This window comes from Pseudomonas sp. GR 6-02 (assembly GCF_001655615.1).
Taxonomy (GTDB): Bacteria; Pseudomonadota; Gammaproteobacteria; order Pseudomonadales; family Pseudomonadaceae; genus Aquipseudomonas.
This window is the reverse complement of sequence record NZ_CP011567.1, coordinates 5,868,747-5,888,564: the sequence shown is the minus strand read 5'-3', so window position 1 is coordinate 5,888,564 and position 19,818 is coordinate 5,868,747. Positions and strand designations below refer to the sequence as shown.

The following is a 19,818-nucleotide window of genomic DNA, read 5'->3' as shown; positions in this document are numbered from 1 at the left end:
GTTGCAGCGCCTGCAGGCTAGAGCGGTGTACCCAGCAGGATGTTCGATGGCGCGAACTGCACCTGCACCGGTTTACCGGCGGCAAGCCCGAGGTTTTTCAGGTGCAGCGGCTCGGCCAGGGCGCAAAGTGTCTGGCCATTGGGCAGGCCGATGCGCACTTCGCTGGGGCTGTCTTCAGCGTCGAGGATTTCTTCGATCGTGCCCTTCAGGCAATTGTTGCCATGTGTTGCAGCTTGATCGATGCCAAGCAGTTCCAGCCAACCGGCCTTGATCAGTGCGACCACTTCGGTACCCGTTTCCAGCTCCAGGCGCAGGGTGCTGTCGTGAGTGATCTGCGCGTCAATGAGCAAGCCTTCGGCCAGTTCAAGGCGGATCCGGTCGTTGCGCCCCTGTGCATCGATCGCCACGACCTTGCCGTGCAATTGATTGCGCGCGCTGGTTCTGAGCATCAGCCGACCGAGCAAGTCCAGGTCGCTGGCCTCTTCGGCGGCTTCCAGAACCTGAGCCTGCAACGCTTGCAGCTTTTGATACAGGCGCAACACGCGCTCGCCTTCGCTGGACAATTTGGCGCCACCGCCGCCCTTGCCACCAACGCTGCGCTCCACCAGTGGTTTCTGCGCGAGGTTGTTCAGCTCGTCGATGGCGTCCCACGCGGCCTTGTAACTCAGGCCGGCGCTTTTTGCGGCGCGGGTGATCGAGCCCTGTTCGGCGATGTGTTGCAGCAACGCGATGCGCTGCGGACGACGGACAATGTGCTGGGACAACAACGTAGGCAAGGACATGGCAAGGCGCTTTGGGCTGTGGCGATGGATGGGACGTTGGCGACTTGGCGTGCGGGAGTCAAGTCAGGCCCCATCGCCAGGTTTGGGGGTACGGGCCAGGCAGTAGACGTCGACCCGCGTCGCCCCCGCCGCCATCAACAGCCGGGCCAGGGCCTGTGCGGTGGCGCCGGTGGTCAGCACATCGTCCACCAGTGCGAAGTGGCGACCTTTGACCGAAGCCTCGGGCGCCAGGGCGAAGGCGTGGCGCAGGTTCTTTTTACGTGCGTCGGCATTAAGGTCTTGTTGCGCGCTGGTGTCCTGAGTCCTCACCAACAGCGTTTCATCACAAAGAATGTCGAGGCCGGCGCTGAGCCAGCGGGCGAGCATCGCCGCTTGGTTGAAACCCCGCTGTCGCAGCCGCTTGGGGGCCAGCGGTACCGGTATCAGCGCGTCGGGCCGATCCAGATCTTCATCGAAGCGATGTTGCAGGAACTGAGCAAGAAGTTCGGCGAGCAGGCGGCCAAGCGGCCATTTTGCGCTGTGCTTGAAGCGGGTGATCAAACTGTCGACGGGAAAGCTGTAAGTCCAGGGCGCGGCGACTCGCTCGAAGGCTGGCGGTTGTTTCAGGCATTGGCCGCACGTCAGGCCGGTGGCGGGCAAGGGCAGGGCGCAGGTATGGCATTGGTCGCCCAGCCAGGGCAGCTCGGTTTCGCAGGCCATGCAGATCGGTATGGTGTCGTCCGCGACCTCTGAGCAGAGCAAACAGGATTGTTTATTTTTTAACCAGATGTAAACCGGTCCTTCGTATCGTGGTTGACAGTGCATGAGTCTTCCTTAAATATGCCGAACATCCGTGTCGCGTCTGTGGGTATTCCATTCCCCAGTCGCTTGCCAAGCATAACCAAGGAATCGCCCATGAGCGCCAGCACCACTGCCACCCTGCGTCACGACTGGTCTTTGGCTGAAGTCAAAGCACTCTTCGTTCAGCCATTCAATGACCTGCTGTTCCAGGCGCAGACGGTGCACCGCGCGCATTTCGACGCCAATCGCGTCCAGGTTTCCACCCTGCTGTCGATCAAGACCGGCGCGTGCCCTGAAGATTGCAAATATTGTCCGCAGTCGGGTCACTACAACACTGGCCTGGAAAAAGAAAAGCTGATGGAAGTGCAGAAGGTCCTCGAAGAGGCTGCTCGCGCCAAGGCGATCGGTTCGACCCGTTTCTGCATGGGCGCGGCGTGGAAACACCCGTCGGCCAAAGACATGCCTTACGTGCTGGAGATGGTCAAAGGCGTGAAAGCCATGGGCCTGGAAACCTGCATGACCCTTGGTCGTCTCGATCAGGACCAGACCGTCGCCCTGGCCGAAGCCGGCCTGGACTACTACAACCACAACCTCGACACCTCGCCGGAGTTCTACGGCAGCATCATTACCACCCGCACTTACAGCGAGCGCCTGCAAACCCTGGCCTACGTGCGTGATTCGGGGATGAAGATCTGCTCCGGCGGCATTCTCGGCATGGGCGAGTCCCTCGACGACCGCGCCAACCTGCTGATCCAGCTGGCCAACCTGCCGGAGCATCCGGAGTCGGTGCCGATCAACATGTTGGTGAAAGTCGCCGGCACGCCGCTGGAAAATGCCGACGACGTCGATCCGTTCGACTTCATCCGCATGCTCGCCGTTGCACGCATCCTGATGCCGAAATCCCACGTACGCCTGTCCGCCGGTCGCGAAGCGATGAACGAGCAGATGCAGGCTCTGGCGTTCTTTGCCGGCGCCAACTCGATTTTCTACGGCGAAAAACTGCTGACCACCGCCAACCCGCAGGCAGACAAGGACATGCAACTGTTCTCGCGTCTGGGCATCCTGCCGGAAGCCCGCGAAGAGCACGCCGACGAAGTGCATCAGGCCGCCATCGAACAGGCACTGGTGGAGCAGAAGAGCAGCGAGCAGTTCTATAACGCTGCTGTTTAACCCACGCAAAACCCTGTAGGAGCCTGCTTGCTGGCGATAGCATCACCACGGTCTGTCTGATGACCGTGGTGATGCTATCGCCAGCAAGCAGGCTCCTACACTCTGATCTTCGAGGCCTGCATGTCTTTCGATCTCGCCGCACGCCTTGCTGCCCGTCGTGCCGAAAACCTTTATCGCCAGCGCCCGCTTCTTGAAAGCCCTCAAGGCCCGGAAGTGGTGGTCGATGGTCAGCCATTGCTGGCGTTCTGTAACAACGATTACCTGGGCCTGGCCAATCACCCGCAAGTGATCGAAGCCTGGCGCGCCGGCGCGTCTCGTTGGGGCGTGGGCGGTGGTGCTTCGCATCTGGTGATTGGCCACAGCGGCCCGCATCACGCGCTGGAAGAAGCCCTTGCCGAATTCACCGGCCGCCCGCGCGCACTGCTGTTCACCACCGGCTACATGGCCAACCTCGGCGCGGTCACCGCATTGGTCGGGCAAGGCGATACGGTGCTGGAAGACCGGCTCAATCACGCGTCGTTGCTGGATGCCGGTTTGCTGTCCGGTGCGCGTTTCAATCGCTATCTGCATAACGATGCGGCCAGTCTGGCCAACCGCCTTGAGAAGGCCACCGGCAATACGCTGGTGGTCACCGACGGCGTGTTCAGCATGGACGGTGACATCGCCGATCTGCCGGCGCTGGCGCGGGAAGCCAAGGCCAAAGGTGCCTGGTTGATGGTCGATGACGCTCACGGCTTTGGTCCGCTGGGCGCCAATGGCGGTGGGGCCGTCGAGCATTTCGGCCTGAGTCAGGAGGACGTGCCGGTGTTGGTTGGCACCCTCGGCAAGGCGTTCGGTACGGCCGGTGCTTTTGTGGCTGGCAGTGAGGAGTTGATCGAGAGCCTGATCCAGTTCGCTCGCCCCTACATCTACACCACCAGCCAGCCGCCGGCACTGGCCTGCGCGACGCTTAAAAGCCTGGAATTGTTGCGCAGCGAACACTGGCGACGTGAGCATTTGCAGGCGCTGATTCGCCAGTTCCGCCAAGGCGCCGAGCAGATTGGCCTGGAGTTGATGGACAGCTTCACGCCGATCCAGCCGATCATGATTGGCGATGCCGGGCGTGCGGTCCGGCTGTCGCAGATGCTGCGTGAGCGTGGCCTGATGGTGACCGCGATCCGTCCACCGACCGTGCCCGCCGGCAGCGCCCGCTTGCGCGTTACCCTGACCGCCGCTCACAGCGAGGCGCAGGTGCAGCTATTGTTAAATGGACTGGCCGATTGTTTTCAACAACTGGGACCGGAGCCAAGCCATGCGTGATCGTCTGATTCTGCTGCCGGGCTGGGGTCTCGGGATTTCTCCGCTGGAACCCTTGGCGGCTGCCTTGCAAGGCCTGGATGAGCATCTGCGCGTCGAAATCGAACCACTGCCGGAACTGGAATCGAGCAACCTTGAAGAATGGCTCGATGAACTGGATTCGACGCTGCCCCAGGATGCCTGGCTAGGTGGTTGGTCATTGGGCGGCATGCTGGCATCCGAATTGGCGGCGAAGCGCGGTGACCGTTGCTGCGGTTTGGTGACCCTGGCGAGTAACCCTTCTTTTGTCGCCCATGAGCAGTGGTCGAGCGGGATGCCTGGCGAGACCTTCGACGCGTTTCTGGCCGGTTGCAAAGCCGATCCGGGCATGACGTTGAAACGTTTCTCGCTGCTGTGCACCCAAGGTGCCGCAGACCCGCGCGGGCTATCGCGGCTGTTGCTCGCTGGCGCACCGCTTTCGTCTCCATCGGTGCTGATGAGCGGCCTGGAGTTGCTTGCACAGCTGGATACCCGGCAAGCGTTGCAGGCGTTTCGCGGTCCGCAATTGCACTTGTTCGGTGGTCTCGACGGATTGGTCCCGGCCGAAGCGGCGGGGGATTTGCTGGCGCTGCTGCCGGATGTCGAAATCGGTCTGATTGAACAGGCCAGCCACGCGTTTCTTCTGGAAGACCCCCACGGTGTGGCGGGGGCGATTCAGGCCTTTTTGCATGAGTCCGGTGATGACTGATTTGTCCTTTCCCAACCTGCCCGGCGGCTTGCCCGATAAACGCCAGGTAGCGGCGTCCTTTTCCCGAGCGGCGGCGAGCTACGACAGCGTGGCCGAGTTGCAGCGCGACGTTGGCAATGAATTGTTGCGTCGCTTGCCGGAGGATTTTGTCCCGGGTCGATGGCTGGACATGGGTTGTGGCACCGGGTATTTCAGCCGTGCGCTCGGTGAGCGTTTTCCTGCCGGCAACGGGCTGGCCCTTGATATCGCAGAGGGGATGCTCAATCACGCCCGTCCCTTGGGCGGCGCCAACCATTTCATCGCCGGTGATGCCGAACGCTTGCCGTTGCAGGATTCGACCTGCGACCTGGTCTTCTCCAGCCTGGCGGTGCAATGGTGCGCGGATTTCGCCTCGGTGCTCAACGAAGCGTATCGGGTGCTGAAACCGGGCGGTATTTTCGCGTTTGCTAGTCTGTGTGTAGGCACGCTGTACGAATTGCGCGACAGCTGGCGTCAGGTGGATGGCATGGTGCACGTCAACCGCTTCCGCGAGTTCGGTGTTTACCAGCAGCTTTGCGCGGGCAGTGGCTTGAAGGTCATCAGCCTTGAAACACATCCACATGTGTTGCATTACCCCGATGTCCGCAGCCTGACCCATGAGCTCAAGGCACTCGGGGCGCATAACCTGAACCCCGGTCGGCCGGGCGGTTTGACCGGCAGGGCGCGAATCCTCGGCTTGATCGAGGCTTACGAGCAGTTTCGTCAGGCACAGGGACTGCCGGCGACTTATCAAGTGGTTTACGCCGTGCTGGAGAAACCCTTATGAGCGCAGCCTATTTCATCACCGGTACTGACACCGATGTCGGCAAGACCACCGTCGCCGCAGGTTTGCTGCATGCCGCGCGATTGTCAGGCTTGAGCACAGCGGCGGGTAAGCCGGTAGCCTCCGGGTGTGAGCTGACGCCCAAGGGATTACGCAACGCCGACGCACTGGCACTGCTGGCCGAATGCTCGATACCGTTGACCTACGATCAGGTCAATCCGGTCGCGTTCGAGCCGGCGATCGCACCGCATCTGGCAGCGCGGGAGGCTGGCGTGGCGCTGACCGTGCAATCGTTGCTGGCACCAATGCGGCAGGTTCTCGATCTGCAGGCGGACTTCACCTTGATCGAAGGCGCTGGCGGCTGGCGAGTGCCGTTGGCGGATCAAGACAATCTGTCAGACCTGGCCATGGCGCTGGATCTGCCGGTAATCCTGGTGGTTGGTGTGCGCCTGGGCTGCATCAACCATGCGCTGCTGACGGCTGAGGCAATTGCTCGGGATGGTTTGCAGTTGGCGGGGTGGGTGGCGAACATCATCGATCCGAAGACCTCGCGCCTGGAAGAAAACCTGGCGACGCTGGCCGAGCGCATTCCCGCGCCGTGCCTGGGGCGGGTGCCGAAACTCAAGTCGGTGACGGCCGAAGCGGTGGCCGAACATCTACAGCTGGATCTGCTGGACTGACGTTTCTGGCGTGGGTTTTACCTATGATAAGGCACTGTGCCATTAGTGTTTTTGTCGGGCCTTTTAACGGCGTGTCTGGTTCAATGGCCGCTGTTGATCCTTTGTAGGACGAGTTCTCCCATGGAAATCTCAGGAAACACCGCTTTCTATGCCGGTCTGAGCACTATTCAGACAGGGCAGAGCCGCGTCGATCAGGCTTCGGGGCAGATCGCCAACAACACCATCGAGCGTTCGGTCACCAGTCAGTCCTCCGAGGTTCAGGTCGATCGTCTGCGCTCGGTAGACCGCAGCCAGCAATCGGATCTGGCCAGCAATGTGGTCGAGATGTCTCAGGGCAAGTTCCAGGTGGAACTTGGCGTCAAAGTCGCCAAGGCCTCCGATGAAATGCTCGGTACGTTGATCGATACCTTCGCCTGATTCCTCATTGAATTCACTACCCCAGCGCCGCGCCTGTTCGCGGCGTTTTTCTGCGTAAGTCCTTCTCCCTCAACTAATCTCTCCTACATGACGTGTTGCTCAATCAACGACGTTGCGCCACTGCGCGCCCAAGATTTTCATAGATCGAAGACGAACGGCAAAAGATCGGCGCTTGACAAGGTTTGGGCGTAAACGTATGTTTCAAACAACTGTTTGACCGTCACAACAAATCACCACGGTCGTTCATTCCCGGTTACATCAGCAGAGGTTTATCGCTATGCCTGACTACAAGGCCCCCTTGCGTGATATTCGCTTCGTTCGTGACGAACTGCTCGGCTACGAAGCGCACTATCAGAGCCTTCCGGCTTGCCAGGACGCAACTCCGGACATGGTTGACGCCATTCTCGAAGAAGGCGCCAAGTTTTGTGAGCAGGTGCTGGCTCCGCTGAACCGCGTGGGTGACACCGAAGGCTGCACCTGGAGCGAGTCGGGCGTTAAAACCCCGACCGGTTTCAAAGAAGCCTACAAGCAATTCGTCGAAGGCGGCTGGCCTAGCCTGGCCCACGATGTAGAGCACGGCGGCCAGGGCCTGCCGGAGTCTCTGGGCCTGGCTGTCAGCGAAATGGTTGGCGAGGCCAACTGGTCGTGGGGCATGTACCCAGGCCTGTCCCATGGCGCGATGAACACTATTTCCGAGCACGGCACGCCTGAGCAGCAAGAGGCTTACCTGACCAAACTGGTTTCCGGCGAATGGACCGGCACCATGTGCCTGACCGAACCGCACTGCGGCACTGACCTGGGCATGTTGCGCACCAAGGCCGAACCTCAGGCCGACGGCTCCTACAAAGTGTCCGGCACCAAGATCTTCATCTCGGCCGGTGAGCACGACATGGCCGACAACATCGTCCACATCGTTCTGGCACGTCTGCCGGACGCACCTGCCGGCACCAAAGGCATCTCGCTGTTCATCGTGCCGAAATTCCTGCCGAACGCAGATGGCTCGATCGGCGCGCGCAACGCTGTGAGCTGCGGTTCCCTGGAACACAAGATGGGCATCCACGGCAACGCCACCTGCGTGATGAACTTCGACGCGGCCACCGGTTACCTGATCGGCCCGGCGAACAAAGGCCTGAACTGCATGTTCACCTTTATGAACACCGCACGTCTGGGTACCGCGCTGCAAGGTCTGGCACACGCCGAGATCGGCTTCCAGGGCGGCCTGAAATACGCTCGCGATCGCCTGCAAATGCGCTCCCTGACTGGCCCGAAAGCGCCGGACAAAGCCGCTGACCCGATCATCGTTCACCCTGATGTTCGTCGCATGCTGTTGACCATGAAGGCGTTCGCCGAAGGCAACCGTGCGATGGTTTACTTCACCGCCAAGCAAGTCGACATCGTCAAATACGGCGTCGATGAAGAAGAGAAGAAGAAAGCCGACGCATTGCTGGCCTTCATGACGCCGATCGCCAAAGCCTTCATGACTGAAGTCGGTTTCGAATCCGCCAACCACGGCGTGCAGATCTACGGTGGCCACGGTTTCATCGCCGAGTGGGGCATGGAGCAGAACGTTCGCGACAGCCGTATTTCGATGCTGTACGAAGGCACCACCGGCATCCAGGCACTCGACCTGCTGGGCCGTAAAGTGCTGATGACTCAAGGCGAAGCGCTCAAGGGCTTCACCAAGATCGTCCACAAGTTCTGCCAGAGCAACGAAGGCAATGACGCGGTCAAAGAGTTCGTCGAGCCATTGGCTGCGCTGAACAAAGAATGGGGCGAGCTGACCATGAAGGTCGGTATGGCGGCCATGAAAGATCGCGAAGAAGTCGGCGCAGCATCCGTGGACTACCTGATGTACTCCGGTTACGCCTGCCTGGCCTACTTCTGGGCTGACATGGCGCGTCTGGCGGCCGAGAAACTGGCTGCCGGTACCACCGAAGAGGCGTTCTACACCGCCAAGCTGCAGACTGCGCGCTTCTACTTCCAGCGCATCCTGCCGCGTACCCGCACTCACGTTGCAACCATGCTGTCGGGCGCCAACAACCTGATGGACATGAAAGAAGAAGACTTCGCACTGGGTTACTAAGCCCTACGCAGTCTCTTCACAAAGCCGCTGCTTCCTCGGAAGCAGCGGCTTTTTTATGCCTGACGCAAACGATCACGTCTTTAAATATTCCTGACTAAAACGCTAAGAAGAACGACTTTGCTGCCGTTAAAGAGGCTGCGATGTGACGCCTGTCACGTTGCACGTGCTTAGCTGCGCCAAATGCAGGCACAATGCCATCTTTGTTTGCCGGGTCGGAGCTTTACCCTTGCCGCGTTCTTCCGCTGTACGTTTCAGCCATTTTTTGCCATCGCTGCTGTTGTTGCTCGCGGGGCTTGCGGCTGCCTACGTCAAGGATCTCAACGTCTTCTTCACTTCGCTGTTCAACGTGCTGCCCACTCTGGTGCTGTTGCTCGGCGGTGCGTATTGCGCGGTTTATCGACGTCAGCGTGAACTGTTTCTGATGGTCACGGTGTACATCGCCTACTTCCTGCTCGACACCCAGACCGACTATTACCGCGACAACGGCAAGGTTCGTGAAGACGCCGCGGTGGTGTTCCATCTGTGCTGTCTGTTGTTGCCGTTGCTGTTTGGCTTGTTCGCTGCCTGGCAAGAGCGTACTCACCTGTTCCAGGACATGGTGGCGCGTTTCGCTGTGTTGCTGGCGTTCGGCAGTGTGGCGCTGGGGCTGGAGCAAAGTTACCCACAGGCGCTGCTGATGTGGCTGTCGGAGATCCGCTGGCCGGCGTTGCATGGTGCGTGGATGAGCCTGATCCAATTGTCTTATCCCGTGTTCCTCGCCTCGTTCCTGTTATTGGCCTGGCAATACTGGCGCAACCCAAGACCCTTGCACGCTGCGCAATTGGTGGGGCTGTTGGGATTGTTCTGGATGTTGCCGAAAACCTTCATCCTGCCCTTCACCCTCAACATCATGTGCAGCCAGGTGATGTTGATGATTGCCGCCGCGGTTGCCCATGAGGCCTATCAGATGGCTTTCCGCGACGAACTCACCGGCCTGCCGGGGCGCCGCGCCCTGAACGAGCGCATGCAACGGCTGGGGCGCAATTACGTGCTGGCGATGAGCGACGTCGATCACTTCAAGAAATTCAACGACACCCACGGCCACGATGTCGGCGATCAAGTGTTGCGTCTGGTCGCCAGCAAGCTGTCGAAAATCAGTGGTGGCGGTAGGGCATATCGCTACGGCGGTGAGGAATTTGCCTTGGTGTTCGCAGGCAAGACCCTCGAAGAGTGCATGCCGCATCTGGAGGTCATCCGCGAATCCATTGCCACTTACAACATCCAGCTGCGCAATCAGGACAGCCGTCCCCAGGATGACCAGCAGGGACGCCAGCGTCGCGCGGGTTCGGGTGCCTCGAGTGTTTCGGTCACCGTCAGCATCGGCGTCGCCGAACGCCTGGAACAACGCACCCCCGAAGAAGTGCTCAAATCCGCCGACCAGGCGCTCTACAGCGCCAAGGGGGCGGGGCGAAACTGTGTGATGGCCTTCGGTCAGAACCGCCGTGGCGCAGTGCGCATGGACGCCGCTGCGGGTTGAGTGATGATGGCGCATTCAGCGTCTGGACTGTGATTGTGAGGTGTGATGCACGGCAGTAGGTTTGGGCCATCTGCTGCCGGAGAAATGAACATGCCCGAGTACAAAGCTCCCCTGCGCGACATGCGCTTTCTGATCGATCACGTGTTTGATTTTCACAGCAACTACGCCGCGCTGGGGGCCACCGATGCCAGCCCGGACATGGTCAATGCGATTCTCGAAGAAGGCGCGAAATTCTGTGAGAACGTTCTCGCACCGCTGAACCGCAGCGGCGACGAAGAAGGCTGCCATTTCGACAACGGTGTGGTCACAACGCCTACAGGCTTCAAGCAAGCATTCGCACAATACGTGGAAGGCGGCTGGCATGGTCTGGCGGCGGACCCGGCTTACGGCGGCCAGGGCTTGCCAAGTTCCTTGGGGCTGGTCATCAGCGAAATGGTCGGCTCCAGTAACACGTCCTGGGGCATGTACCCCGGCCTGACCCACGGTGCGATGTCGGCCATCCATGCCCATGGCACTGAAGAACAGAAACAGACCTACCTGAGCAAGCTCACCGCAGGCCAATGGACCGGCACCATGTGCCTGACCGAAGCCCATTGCGGCACCGATCTGGGCATCATCAAGACCCGCGCCGTGCCTCAGGCCGATGGCAGTTACGCGATCTCTGGCAGCAAGATATTCATCTCCGCCGGTGAGCACGACATGAGTGACAACATCATTCATCTGGTGCTGGCCAAACTGCCGGACGCGCCAGCGGGGACCAAAGGTATTTCGCTGTTTATCGTGCCCAAATTCCTACCCAATGCCGAGGGCGAGGCAGGCGAGCGCAACGGCGTTTCCTGCGGCTCGATCGAACACAAAATGGGCATCAAGGCCTCGGCCACCTGCGTGCTGAATTTCGACGATGCCAAGGGCTTCTTGATCGGTGAGCCGAATAAGGGCCTGAACTGCATGTTCACCATGATGAACCACGCGCGGCTCGGCACCGGCATGCAAGGTTTGTGTCTGGGGGAGGCGAGCTTCCAGGGGGCGGTCAAATACGCCAACGACCGTCTGCAAATGCGCTCGCTGACCGGCCCGAAAGCCCCGGAAAAACCTGCCGACCCGATCATCGTGCATCCCGATGTGCGCAGGATGTTGTTGACCATGAAGGCCTTCAATGAAGGCAACCGGGCGCTGACTTACTTCACCGCACAGTTGCTGGACGCTGCGCACCTGAGCCCGGATGAAACGGCGCGTCAGGACGCCGAGGATTTGCTGGCGTTCCTCACACCGATCTGCAAAGCCTTCATGACCGACACCGGGCTGGAGGTGACCAACCTCGGCATGCAGGTGTTTGGCGGCCACGGTTTCATTCGTGAGTGGGGCATGGAGCAGTTGGTTCGCGACTGCCGGATCGCGCCGATCTATGAAGGCACCAACGGCATTCAGGCGCTGGATCTGCTTGGGCGCAAAGTCCTTGGCAGTCAGGGAAAACTGCTGCGCGGCTTCACTAAAATCGTCCACAAGTTCTGTGCGGCAAACGCTGAGCACCCGCAACTCGGCGGTTATGTGGCGCAACTCAACGATCTGAATCAGCAGTGGGGTGAATTGACCACCAGGATCGGCATGGCTGCGATGAAAAATCCGGATGAGGTCGGCGCCGCCTCGGTGGATTACCTGATGTACTGCGGCTATATCATCCTCGGCTACCTGTGGCTACGCATGGCGCTGGTGGCTCAGTCGCAGTTGGAGGCGGGCAGCGGTGATGCCGATTATTGCCGAGGCAAGCTGGCGACCAGCGAGTTTTACTTCAAGCGCTTACTGCCGCGTACGGCTGCTCATCGGGCGGCCATCGAGGCGGGTAGCGACTGTTTGATGAAGTTGCCGGCGGAGTTGTTTGCACTTTAATCATTCAAATCGGCCATAAAGAAGCCCGCCTTGCTGCGGGCTTCTTTATGAAGAACAGGTCGGTGACTAAAAATAACAAATCGGTCATGGGCTGACCCTATGTGTCGTAAAAGTTGTTGAGGTACACTCGGACACAGCGAAATCACTATTCCTACGAACCACCTGTTTAGATCTTGCGAGGTTTGCCATGGCTGACTACAAAGCGCCCCTGCGCGATATGCGCTTCGTCCTCAATGAAGTTTTCGAGGTCGCCAAACTCTGGGCCGAACTGCCTGCGCTCGCCGAGACCGTCGATGCTGAAACCGTCGAAGCCATTCTGGAAGAAGCCGGCAAGGTCACCAGCAAAAGCATCGCGCCCCTGAGCCGTGCGGCTGACGAAGAAGGTTGCCACTGGGCCGACGGTGCCGTCACCACCCCGGCCGGTTTCCCACAGGCGTATCAGACCTACGCTGAAGGCGGTTGGGTCGGTGTCGGTGGCGATCCAACCTACGGCGGCATGGGCATGCCCAAGGCGGTTTCGGCGCAGGTCGAAGAAATGGTCAACTCCGCCAGCCTGTCGTTCGGTCTGTATCCGATGCTGACCGCCGGCGCCTGCCTGTCGATCAACGCCCACGCCAGCGAAGAGCTGAAAGCCGCGTACCTGCCGAACATGTACGCCGGTGTCTGGGCCGGTTCCATGTGCCTGACCGAGCCGCACGCCGGTACTGATCTGGGGATTATCCGCACCAAGGCCGAACCTCAGGCTGACGGTTCCTACAAGGTCAGCGGCACCAAGATCTTCATCACCGGCGGCGAGCACGACCTGACCGAAAACATCATCCACCTGGTATTGGCCAAACTGCCAGACGCGCCAGCAGGGCCGAAAGGTATTTCGCTGTTCCTGGTGCCGAAGTTCATGGTCAATGCCGATGGCAGCCTCGGTGCGCGCAACCCGGCGACCTGTGGTTCGATCGAACACAAGATGGGTATCCAGGCGTCTGCGACCTGCGTGATGAACTTCGACGAAGCCGTGGGTTACCTGGTCGGCGAGCCGAACAAAGGCCTGGCGGCGATGTTCACCATGATGAACTACGAGCGTCTGGGTGTCGGCATCCAGGGCCTGGCCTCGGGTGAACGTTCCTACCAGAACGCCATTGAATACGCTCGCGACCGCCTGCAGAGCCGTTCGCCGACCGGCGCGCAGAACAAGGACAAAGTGGCTGACCCGATCATCGTCCACCCTGACGTGCGTCGCATGCTGCTGACCATGAAAGCCTCGAACGAAGGCGGCCGTGCATTTTCCACTTACGTGGCGATGCAACTGGACACCGCCAAGTTCAGCGAAGACGCCACCACCCGCAAGCGCGCAGAAGACCTGGTCGCACTGTTGACGCCTGTTGCCAAGGCATTCCTGACCGATTTGGGGCTTGAAACCACAGTTCATGGCCAGCAGATTTTTGGCGGCCACGGCTACATCCGTGAGTGGGGCCAGGAGCAACTGGTTCGTGACGTGCGTATCACGCAGATCTACGAAGGCACCAATGGTATTCAGGCGCTGGACCTTGTCGGGCGCAAGATCGTCGGCAGCGGCGGGGCATTCTACAAACTGTTCGCTGACGAGATTCGTCATTTCACCGCGACGGCCAGTGCTGATTTGGCGGAGTTCACCAAACCGCTGAACGATGCAGTGGGCACCCTCGACGATCTGACCGCATGGCTGCTGGACCGGGCGAAAAACAACCCGAACGAAATCGGCGCTGCTTCGGTCGAGTATCTACAAGCATTCGGTTACACCGCCTATGCCTACATGTGGGCACTGATGGCCAAGGCAGCCTTCGGCAAAGAAGCGCAGGACGATTTCTACGCGAGCAAACTGGGTACGGCGCGGTTCTATTTCGCTCGTCTGCTGCCACGTATTCACTCGTTGAGCGCGTCGGTAAAGGCGGGAAGCGAATCGTTGTTCCTGTTGGACGCAGGACAGTTCTGACTCTGTAACGTCATGTAAGCATTCTCTTACATGACGTGCTGCTGTTTTCCCATATGCGCAGATTGGATCCAGAGCTAATCTACTTCACATGGACGTCGCGCAGGAAGCGCAAAGCAACAACACGGACACGTAGGATTCTGCCAGGACGGCGGAGTGAAATGGATGTCAGGGAAACAGTCTGCAAAGCCCCGCTTCGGCGGGGTTTTCTTTTGCCTGCAAAAAAGTTCAGCTCAACCCATCCAGGGCCGTCGGGCTACGCAAGTGTTCATCCATCACCTCTTCCAGCAATGTCCGCAACAACGCCAGCGAAGCCTGTTGCCGCTGCACATCCCGACACACCAACCCCACTTTCAGCGGCACCCGCGGCTCACTCAGTGGTTTCCACAGCAACTCTTGGTCGCCATGGGTCTTTTGCGAGCGTCCGGGCAGCACAGTCGCCAGCCGCGTGTGCGGCAGGCTGTCGAGAATCCCCGCCATGTTGTTCAGCTCGGCCTGCACCTGCGGCCGGCGCCCAAGACTGGCCAGTTGTGCCTGCCAGATCTGCCGCACCTGGAACTCTTCACCCAACAGCAACATGGGCAACTCGGCCGCCTGGCTCATGGAGACCTTCTTGAATTCGCGCAACGGATGGTCCGCCGGGATGACAAGGGTCAGCTCATCTTCGTACAACGGCACGCCGTGCAAACCCGGCTGACGGGGCGGCAGGTAACTGATCCCGATGTCCAGCGAACCATTGAGTAGTCGCCGCTCGATTTCCAGGCCGGTCAGTTCATAGATCTGCACCACCAGATGCGGCTGTGCCTTGCGCACGCGTTCGAGCATTTGCGGCACCAGGCTGGAGTGGACGGTCTGCAGTACGCCAATGGCCAAGGTTCGCAGCGCCTTGCCCTTGAAATTGCCCAAGGCTTCGCGCGCGCGTTGCAAGCCATCGAGCAAGGGCAGGGCATGGTTGTACAACGTGTGGGCCGCCAGGGTTGGCAGCAGACGTTTGCTGCTGCGTTCGAACAGGCTCACATCGAGGTTCTGTTCGAGTTGGCGGATCTGCTGGGACAACGCTGGCTGGGAGATAGAAAGCCGCTCGGCGGCCCGACCGACGTGGCCCTCTTCGTAGACCGCGACGAAATAACGCAGTTGCTTGAAATCCATAAGTAATACTTATCGAAAATGCTGAGAAATCGAAATGGCTCAGTGCCTTGCCTACGCCTAGTCTAACCGCATTCACAAGGCTTACAGGGCCATAAAGCACGATGAATACCGTTTACAGCGATGGTGTTTACATAGGCAAGGCAAAAAACCTCGGACGAGGTTTTATCCGATGAATCTGTTCAACCTGCGACGCAAGCCACCGAGCCTTGATGACCTGGCGATGGACACTTCCCTGCCGGCCAGAAGCGACAACTTTTCCAGCGAGTGCCTGATGCCCAGTGTCGAACGACCGAAACAGATTTTCGTGCGTGGCCAAGGCTCCTGGTTGTGGGACAGCGATGACCGCGCTTACCTGGATTTCTCCCAGGGTGGCGGCGCCAATAGCCTCGGACATAGCCCTTCAGCACTGGTCAAAGCGATTTCGGAGCAGGCTCAGTCGCTGATCAATCCGGGTTTCGGTCTGCACAACCGCGGCATGCTCAACCTCGCCGACCGGCTCTGCGCCGGTACCGGCAGTGACCAGGCGTACCTGCTCAACAGTGGCAGCGAAGCCTGTGAAGCGGCGATCAAACTGGCGCGCAAATGGGGCCAGCAACATCGTGGCGGCGCTTCGCGGATCATTGTGGCCAGCAAAGGCTGTCATGGCCGTAGCCTGGGGACGATTTCTGCGTCGGACAGTTCGAATCTGATCAACCGATTCGAGCCACAGTTGCCGGGCTTCAGCCATGTCCCGTTCAATGACCTGCCCGCCTTGCATGCGGCCGTGGATGCCCAGACGGTCGCGATCATGCTCGAACCGATCCAGAGCGAGGCCGGGGTGATTCCCGCTACCGAGCACTACCTCAAGGGCGTCGAGCGCTTGTGTCGTGAGCTTGGCATTCTGCTGATATTTGACGAAGTGCAAACCGGCGTCGGGCGCTGCGGCACATTGCTTGCCGAACACTCCTACGGCGTGCGGGCAGATATCGTGGTGCTCGGCAAAGGGCTCGGTGGTGGCGTGCCATTGGCGGCATTGTTGGCGCGAGGCAAGGCCTGTTGTTTCGAAATCGGCGAAATGAGCGGTACTCATCATGGCAATGCGTTGATGAGTGCCGTCGGGCTTGTCGTGCTCGACAGCGTGCAGGACAAGGGCTTTATCGATCATATGCGGGAAACCGCTCAGCATCTGGGCGAAGGCCTGAGTCGTCTGGCCCATCGCTATGGTCACGGCGAATTGCGCGGGCAAGGGCTGCTCTGGGGGCTCGATCTGTCCGACGATTCGGCCGACGCCGTAGTCAAGGCTGCGTTGTACGAAGGCTTGCTGCTCAATGCGCCGCAAGCCGATTGCCTGCGCTTCACCCCGGCCCTTACGGTCAGCAAGGCCAATATCGACGAAATGCTCCTGCGTCTGGCCCGCGCCTTCTCCCGCGTGCGCACCGCGCAACTGCAGTGCCGCAAAGGTATTGCGGTCTGATCAAACCCGCCCTGCACGAATTTCCGAACCGTCTCGCGGTATAACGCAGCGCCCCACGTTTGATTCTTTTCGCGTGGGGCGTTTTTTTGTCTCTGCGTTTTGCCGAAGACATTTCAGTGCTTGAGCGATAGCAGGATCAATGGTTGCCCGCGAATGGGGCGCTACGATTTCAGTCCGCCAACTCCATCACCCGCCGATAAAACATCCATTCCTGCTCCAGCGCATGGGCCTGATTGCCGGCCTTGCGGAAACCATGACGTTCGTCTGCGTAGTAGTGGGCTTCGACCAGAATGCCGTTGTCCTGTAATGCCTTGACCATGTCGCGGGTCTGTTGCGGCACCACCACGGCGTCCAGTTCACCCTGAAAGAAGATCATTGGAACGCTGATGTTGTTCGCATGCAGCAGCGGCGTGCGCGCGGCGTAGCGTTCAGCGTCCTCTACCGGGTCTCCGATCAACCAGTCCAGATAATCGCTTTCGAACTTGTGGGTGACGCGGCCCAGCGCAACGGGATCGCTGACGCCATACAGGCTGGCGCCCGCACGAAAGACCTTGTGAAAGGCCAATGCGCACAATGCGGTGTACCCGCCGGCGCTGCCACCACGGATAAACGCTTTATCGCCGTCGATCAGTCCGCGCCCGGCCAGGTAGCCGACCACTGCGCAGGCATCTTCCACGTCCACCTTGCCCCAGCTCAAATGCAGCGCCTGGCGATAAGCACGGCCGTAGCCGCTGCTGCCTCGGTAGTTGAGATCGGCCACGGCGAAGCCGCGTTGTGCCCAATACTGGATTCGCGGGTCGAACATCGGGTAGCAGGCCGAAGTCGGGCCGCCGTGAATGAACACCACCAAGGGCGGTTTCGTGTCACCGGTCATCGCCGGGTAGAAGAAACCGTGGGCCTCGCCTGAGCCGCTGGGATAGCACAGGGTTTGCGGGCGGCTGATCTGTTCGGCGGGCAGCGGTGCAATGCCGCCGGCCAGAACGTTGACCTGGCGTGTTTCACGGTCGATGGCAATGACTGCCGACGAACTGACCGGCGAAGCAGCGATGCAGTAGATGAACTGTTCATCCTGTGCGAGATGGCGGAAGCGGCTGTAGTCGCCCGTGAAATCCTCACGGGAGCCATCGCCATGACAAAGCCCCAGTCGACCAAAACCCTCTTCGGTCCAACTCGCCAGATAAGTGTCTTCGCTCAACGGTAACCAGGTGCAACCACCCAATTGCCAGGGCGCCGGTCCATGGTCGGCAGCAGTGCTCGGGAGTGGGCTCAGTCCTTCTGTCGACTCCACCCACGGCTGCCAGAAACCGCCGCGATCGGTCAGACAATACAGACGGCCGCTGTCATCGAATCCCGGTTGTTGCAGTGACTCCTGAGCACCGTCACCGGCCACACAACGCGGCTGCGCAAAGGTGTGATCGCGCTGGCGTTCGGCAACCATCAGGCGTGTTGCGGTCCAGGGCTGATCCGGGCGATTCCACTCGATCCAGGCCAGACGTCGACCGTCAGGACTCAAGGTCGGTGCCGCGTAGAAATCAGCGCCTTCGGCCAGCAGATGGCGTCGGCCATCTGCCAGATCGATCGCCACCAGGCGATGCCGATCGCGGTTTTCTTCCACCGCCAGCACTTGCCCGTTGGCGAAGTGCAGATCGCCGTACCGGCATTCACTTGAAGTCAGCACCTCAGGCGTCCCATCGCTCAGCGATTGCCGATACAGCTGCTGATCGGCCTCGTTGACGAACACCAGCCCGTCATCGGTCAGACAAAACGCGCCACCGCCATATTCGTACACCCGGCTGCGCACACTGAACGTGGGTGGCGTCAGGCAATGGGCCTGACCGTCGCGCCACTGCCAGACTCGGCAGGCAGCATCTTCGGGGCGGTACTCGTTCCAGAACAGGCCATGTGGCCCGACCTGCAACTCGGCGAAGTCGATGCCGGCCGCGACGGCCCTGGCGGCGCTCAAGGGTTCAGCTTTTGGCGATGAGGCGTGAGTTTCGTTCATTGCGAAAGGCCAGTTGTTCGATGGTCTGGGTCGCGTGCTCGGCTTCTTCGCGGGCCTTGAGGATCACGCCGTGATGTTTCGACTTGCTGCACACCGGGTCGGCATTGCTCGCGTCACCCGTGAGCATGAACGCCTGGCAACGGCAGCCGCCGAAGTCCTTTTCTTTCTCGTCGCAGGAGCGGCACGGCTCGGGCATCCAGTCGTAACCGCGAAAGCGGTTGAAGCCGAACGAGTCGTACCAGATGTGCTGCATGCTGTGGTCGCGCACGTTGGGAAACTGCACCGGCAGCTGTCGGGCGCCATGACAGGGCAGGGCGGTTCCGTCTGGTGTGACCGTCAGAAAAATACTGCCCCAGCCATTCATGCAGGCTTTCGGACGCTCTTCGTAATAGTCCGGCGTCACGAAAATCAGCTTGCACGGATGCCCTTCGGCTTCCAGTTTCGCGCGGTATTCGTTGGTGATGCGTTCGGCGCGAACCAATTGTTCCTTGGTCGGTAGCAGGCCGACCCGATTGAGCTGAGCCCAACCATAGAACTGGCACGTCGCGAGTTCGACGAAGTCTGCCTCAAGGGCAATGCACAGCTCGATGATCCGGTCGATTTTGTCGATGTTGTGCCGATGGGTGACGAAGTTCAGCACCATCGGATAGCCGTGCGCCTTCACCGCACGGGCCATTTCGAGTTTTTGCGCGAAGGCCTTTTTCGAGCCGGCCAGCAGGTTGTTCACCTGCTCGTCGCTGGCCTGGAAGCTGATCTGGATGTGGTCCAGGCCGGCCTTTTTGAAGTCGCTGATTTTCTGCTCGGTGAGGCCGATGCCGGAGGTGATCAGGTTGGTGTAGAACCCCAGTTTGCGCGCCTCAGCGATCAACTCGGCGAGGTCCTGGCGTACCAGCGGTTCACCACCGGAAAACCCCAACTGCGCCGCGCCCATTTCCCGGGCTTCGCGAAAGACCTTGATCCACTGCTCGGTGGTCAACTCCTGGCCTTGCTCGGCGAAATCCAGCGGATTGGAGCAGTACGGGCATTGCAACGGGCAGCGATAGGTCAGCTCGGCCAGCAGCCAAAGGGGCAGGCCGATTTCGGGCTTGGGCGGTAACTTGCCTGACACGGA

Annotated in this window: 16 protein-coding genes; 11 read left to right on the top strand and 5 right to left on the bottom strand. The window is 60.1% G+C overall.

From position 1 onward, the window contains the following. Window positions 1-17: 17 nt before the first annotated feature. Together PGR6_RS26185 and PGR6_RS26180 are read right to left on the bottom strand one after the other, a co-directional pair. Complete coding sequence (locus PGR6_RS26185; RefSeq protein ID WP_018928815.1) at window positions 18-782, bottom strand: TOBE domain-containing protein; 765 nt, start codon at window positions 780-782, stop codon at window positions 18-20. Between the two features lie 63 nt (window positions 783-845). After that, window positions 846-1,586, bottom strand: coding sequence for a ComF family protein (locus PGR6_RS26180; protein ID WP_064620802.1), 741 nt, complete (start codon window positions 1,584-1,586; stop codon window positions 846-848). 90 nt (window positions 1,587-1,676) lie between these two features. Between PGR6_RS26180 and bioB the strand changes: the two genes are divergently transcribed. From bioB to PGR6_RS26130, 10 genes are all read left to right on the top strand, one after another. Next, window positions 1,677-2,732 carry a biotin synthase BioB gene (gene bioB / locus PGR6_RS26175; RefSeq protein WP_008008198.1) on the top strand — a complete coding sequence of 352 codons (1,056 nt, stop codon included), beginning with the start codon at window positions 1,677-1,679 and terminating at the stop codon, window positions 2,730-2,732. 120 nt (window positions 2,733-2,852) lie between these two features. Continuing rightward, on the top strand, window positions 2,853-4,031 hold the full coding sequence (bioF, locus tag PGR6_RS26170) for an 8-amino-7-oxononanoate synthase (protein WP_064620799.1): 1,179 nt from the start codon (window positions 2,853-2,855) through the stop codon (window positions 4,029-4,031). Then, window positions 4,024-4,755: an alpha/beta fold hydrolase gene (locus PGR6_RS26165; RefSeq protein WP_018928818.1), complete on the top strand. Its 732-nt coding sequence runs from the start codon at window positions 4,024-4,026 to the stop codon at window positions 4,753-4,755. The genes bioF and PGR6_RS26165 overlap by 8 nt, the downstream gene beginning before the upstream one ends. Beyond that, the gene (gene bioC, locus PGR6_RS26160; protein WP_018928819.1) at window positions 4,748-5,560 is read left to right on the top strand and encodes a malonyl-ACP O-methyltransferase BioC; all 813 of its coding nucleotides are present in this window, start codon (window positions 4,748-4,750) and stop codon (window positions 5,558-5,560) included. Before PGR6_RS26165 ends, bioC begins: the two co-directional genes overlap by 8 nt. Next, window positions 5,557-6,237, top strand: coding sequence for a dethiobiotin synthase (bioD, locus tag PGR6_RS26155; RefSeq protein WP_018928820.1), 681 nt, complete (start codon window positions 5,557-5,559; stop codon window positions 6,235-6,237). Before bioC ends, bioD begins: the two co-directional genes overlap by 4 nt. 120 nt (window positions 6,238-6,357) lie before the next feature. Beyond that, window positions 6,358-6,654: a hypothetical protein gene (locus tag PGR6_RS26150; protein ID WP_018928821.1), complete on the top strand. Its 297-nt coding sequence runs from the start codon at window positions 6,358-6,360 to the stop codon at window positions 6,652-6,654. A gap of 277 nt (window positions 6,655-6,931) precedes the next feature. Next, window positions 6,932-8,737: a phenylacyl-CoA dehydrogenase gene (locus tag PGR6_RS26145; protein WP_007936490.1), complete on the top strand. Its 1,806-nt coding sequence runs from the start codon at window positions 6,932-6,934 to the stop codon at window positions 8,735-8,737. A gap of 226 nt (window positions 8,738-8,963) precedes the next feature. Continuing rightward, the gene (locus PGR6_RS26140) at window positions 8,964-10,253 is read left to right on the top strand and encodes a GGDEF domain-containing protein (protein ID WP_064620796.1); all 1,290 of its coding nucleotides are present in this window, start codon (window positions 8,964-8,966) and stop codon (window positions 10,251-10,253) included. Window positions 10,254-10,343: 90 nt separating this feature from the next. Then, entirely contained in the window at window positions 10,344-12,140 is a 1,797-nt protein-coding gene (locus PGR6_RS26135) for an acyl-CoA dehydrogenase C-terminal domain-containing protein (RefSeq protein ID WP_064620793.1), read from the top strand. A gap of 187 nt (window positions 12,141-12,327) precedes the next feature. Beyond that, complete coding sequence (locus PGR6_RS26130) at window positions 12,328-14,106, top strand: acyl-CoA dehydrogenase C-terminal domain-containing protein (protein ID WP_018928824.1); 1,779 nt, start codon at window positions 12,328-12,330, stop codon at window positions 14,104-14,106. A gap of 225 nt (window positions 14,107-14,331) precedes the next feature. On the opposite strand, the gene PGR6_RS26125 is transcribed toward PGR6_RS26130, so the two are convergent. Then, window positions 14,332-15,252, bottom strand: a complete 921-nt coding sequence (locus tag PGR6_RS26125) for a LysR family transcriptional regulator (RefSeq protein WP_028940266.1) — start codon at window positions 15,250-15,252, stop codon at window positions 14,332-14,334. Window positions 15,253-15,421: 169 nt separating this feature from the next. Here PGR6_RS26125 and PGR6_RS26120 point away from each other — a divergent pair, with 169 nt between their 5' ends. After that, complete coding sequence (locus PGR6_RS26120) at window positions 15,422-16,705, top strand: aspartate aminotransferase family protein (protein ID WP_064620790.1); 1,284 nt, start codon at window positions 15,422-15,424, stop codon at window positions 16,703-16,705. 169 nt (window positions 16,706-16,874) lie between these two features. Here the strand turns inward: PGR6_RS26120 and PGR6_RS26115 are convergent, their stop codons facing one another. Both PGR6_RS26115 and pqqE read right to left on the bottom strand, forming a co-directional pair. After that, the gene (locus PGR6_RS26115; protein ID WP_064620788.1) at window positions 16,875-18,707 is read right to left on the bottom strand and encodes a S9 family peptidase; all 1,833 of its coding nucleotides are present in this window, start codon (window positions 18,705-18,707) and stop codon (window positions 16,875-16,877) included. Beyond that, window positions 18,673-19,815, bottom strand: a complete 1,143-nt coding sequence (gene pqqE, locus PGR6_RS26110) for a pyrroloquinoline quinone biosynthesis protein PqqE (RefSeq protein ID WP_177343117.1) — start codon at window positions 19,813-19,815, stop codon at window positions 18,673-18,675. The genes PGR6_RS26115 and pqqE overlap by 35 nt, the downstream gene beginning before the upstream one ends. Between the last annotated feature and the right edge of the window lie 3 nt (window positions 19,816-19,818).

Coding starts and splice junctions, on each gene's coding strand:
- PGR6_RS26185 (WP_018928815.1), bottom strand. CDS start 782: ATGTCCTTGCCTACGTTGTTGTCCCAGCACATTGTCCGTCGTCCGCAG.
- PGR6_RS26180 (WP_064620802.1), bottom strand. CDS start 1,586: ATGCACTGTCAACCACGATACGAAGGACCGGTTTACATCTGGTTAAAA.
- bioB (WP_008008198.1), top strand. CDS start 1,677: ATGAGCGCCAGCACCACTGCCACCCTGCGTCACGACTGGTCTTTGGCT.
- bioF (WP_064620799.1), top strand. CDS start 2,853: ATGTCTTTCGATCTCGCCGCACGCCTTGCTGCCCGTCGTGCCGAAAAC.
- PGR6_RS26165 (WP_018928818.1), top strand. CDS start 4,024: ATGCGTGATCGTCTGATTCTGCTGCCGGGCTGGGGTCTCGGGATTTCT.
- bioC (WP_018928819.1), top strand. CDS start 4,748: ATGACTGATTTGTCCTTTCCCAACCTGCCCGGCGGCTTGCCCGATAAA.
- bioD (WP_018928820.1), top strand. CDS start 5,557: ATGAGCGCAGCCTATTTCATCACCGGTACTGACACCGATGTCGGCAAG.
- PGR6_RS26150 (WP_018928821.1), top strand. CDS start 6,358: ATGGAAATCTCAGGAAACACCGCTTTCTATGCCGGTCTGAGCACTATT.
- PGR6_RS26145 (WP_007936490.1), top strand. CDS start 6,932: ATGCCTGACTACAAGGCCCCCTTGCGTGATATTCGCTTCGTTCGTGAC.
- PGR6_RS26135 (WP_064620793.1), top strand. CDS start 10,344: ATGCCCGAGTACAAAGCTCCCCTGCGCGACATGCGCTTTCTGATCGAT.
- PGR6_RS26130 (WP_018928824.1), top strand. CDS start 12,328: ATGGCTGACTACAAAGCGCCCCTGCGCGATATGCGCTTCGTCCTCAAT.
- PGR6_RS26125 (WP_028940266.1), bottom strand. CDS start 15,252: ATGGATTTCAAGCAACTGCGTTATTTCGTCGCGGTCTACGAAGAGGGC.
- PGR6_RS26120 (WP_064620790.1), top strand. CDS start 15,422: ATGAATCTGTTCAACCTGCGACGCAAGCCACCGAGCCTTGATGACCTG.
- PGR6_RS26115 (WP_064620788.1), bottom strand. CDS start 18,707: ATGAACGAAACTCACGCCTCATCGCCAAAAGCTGAACCCTTGAGCGCC.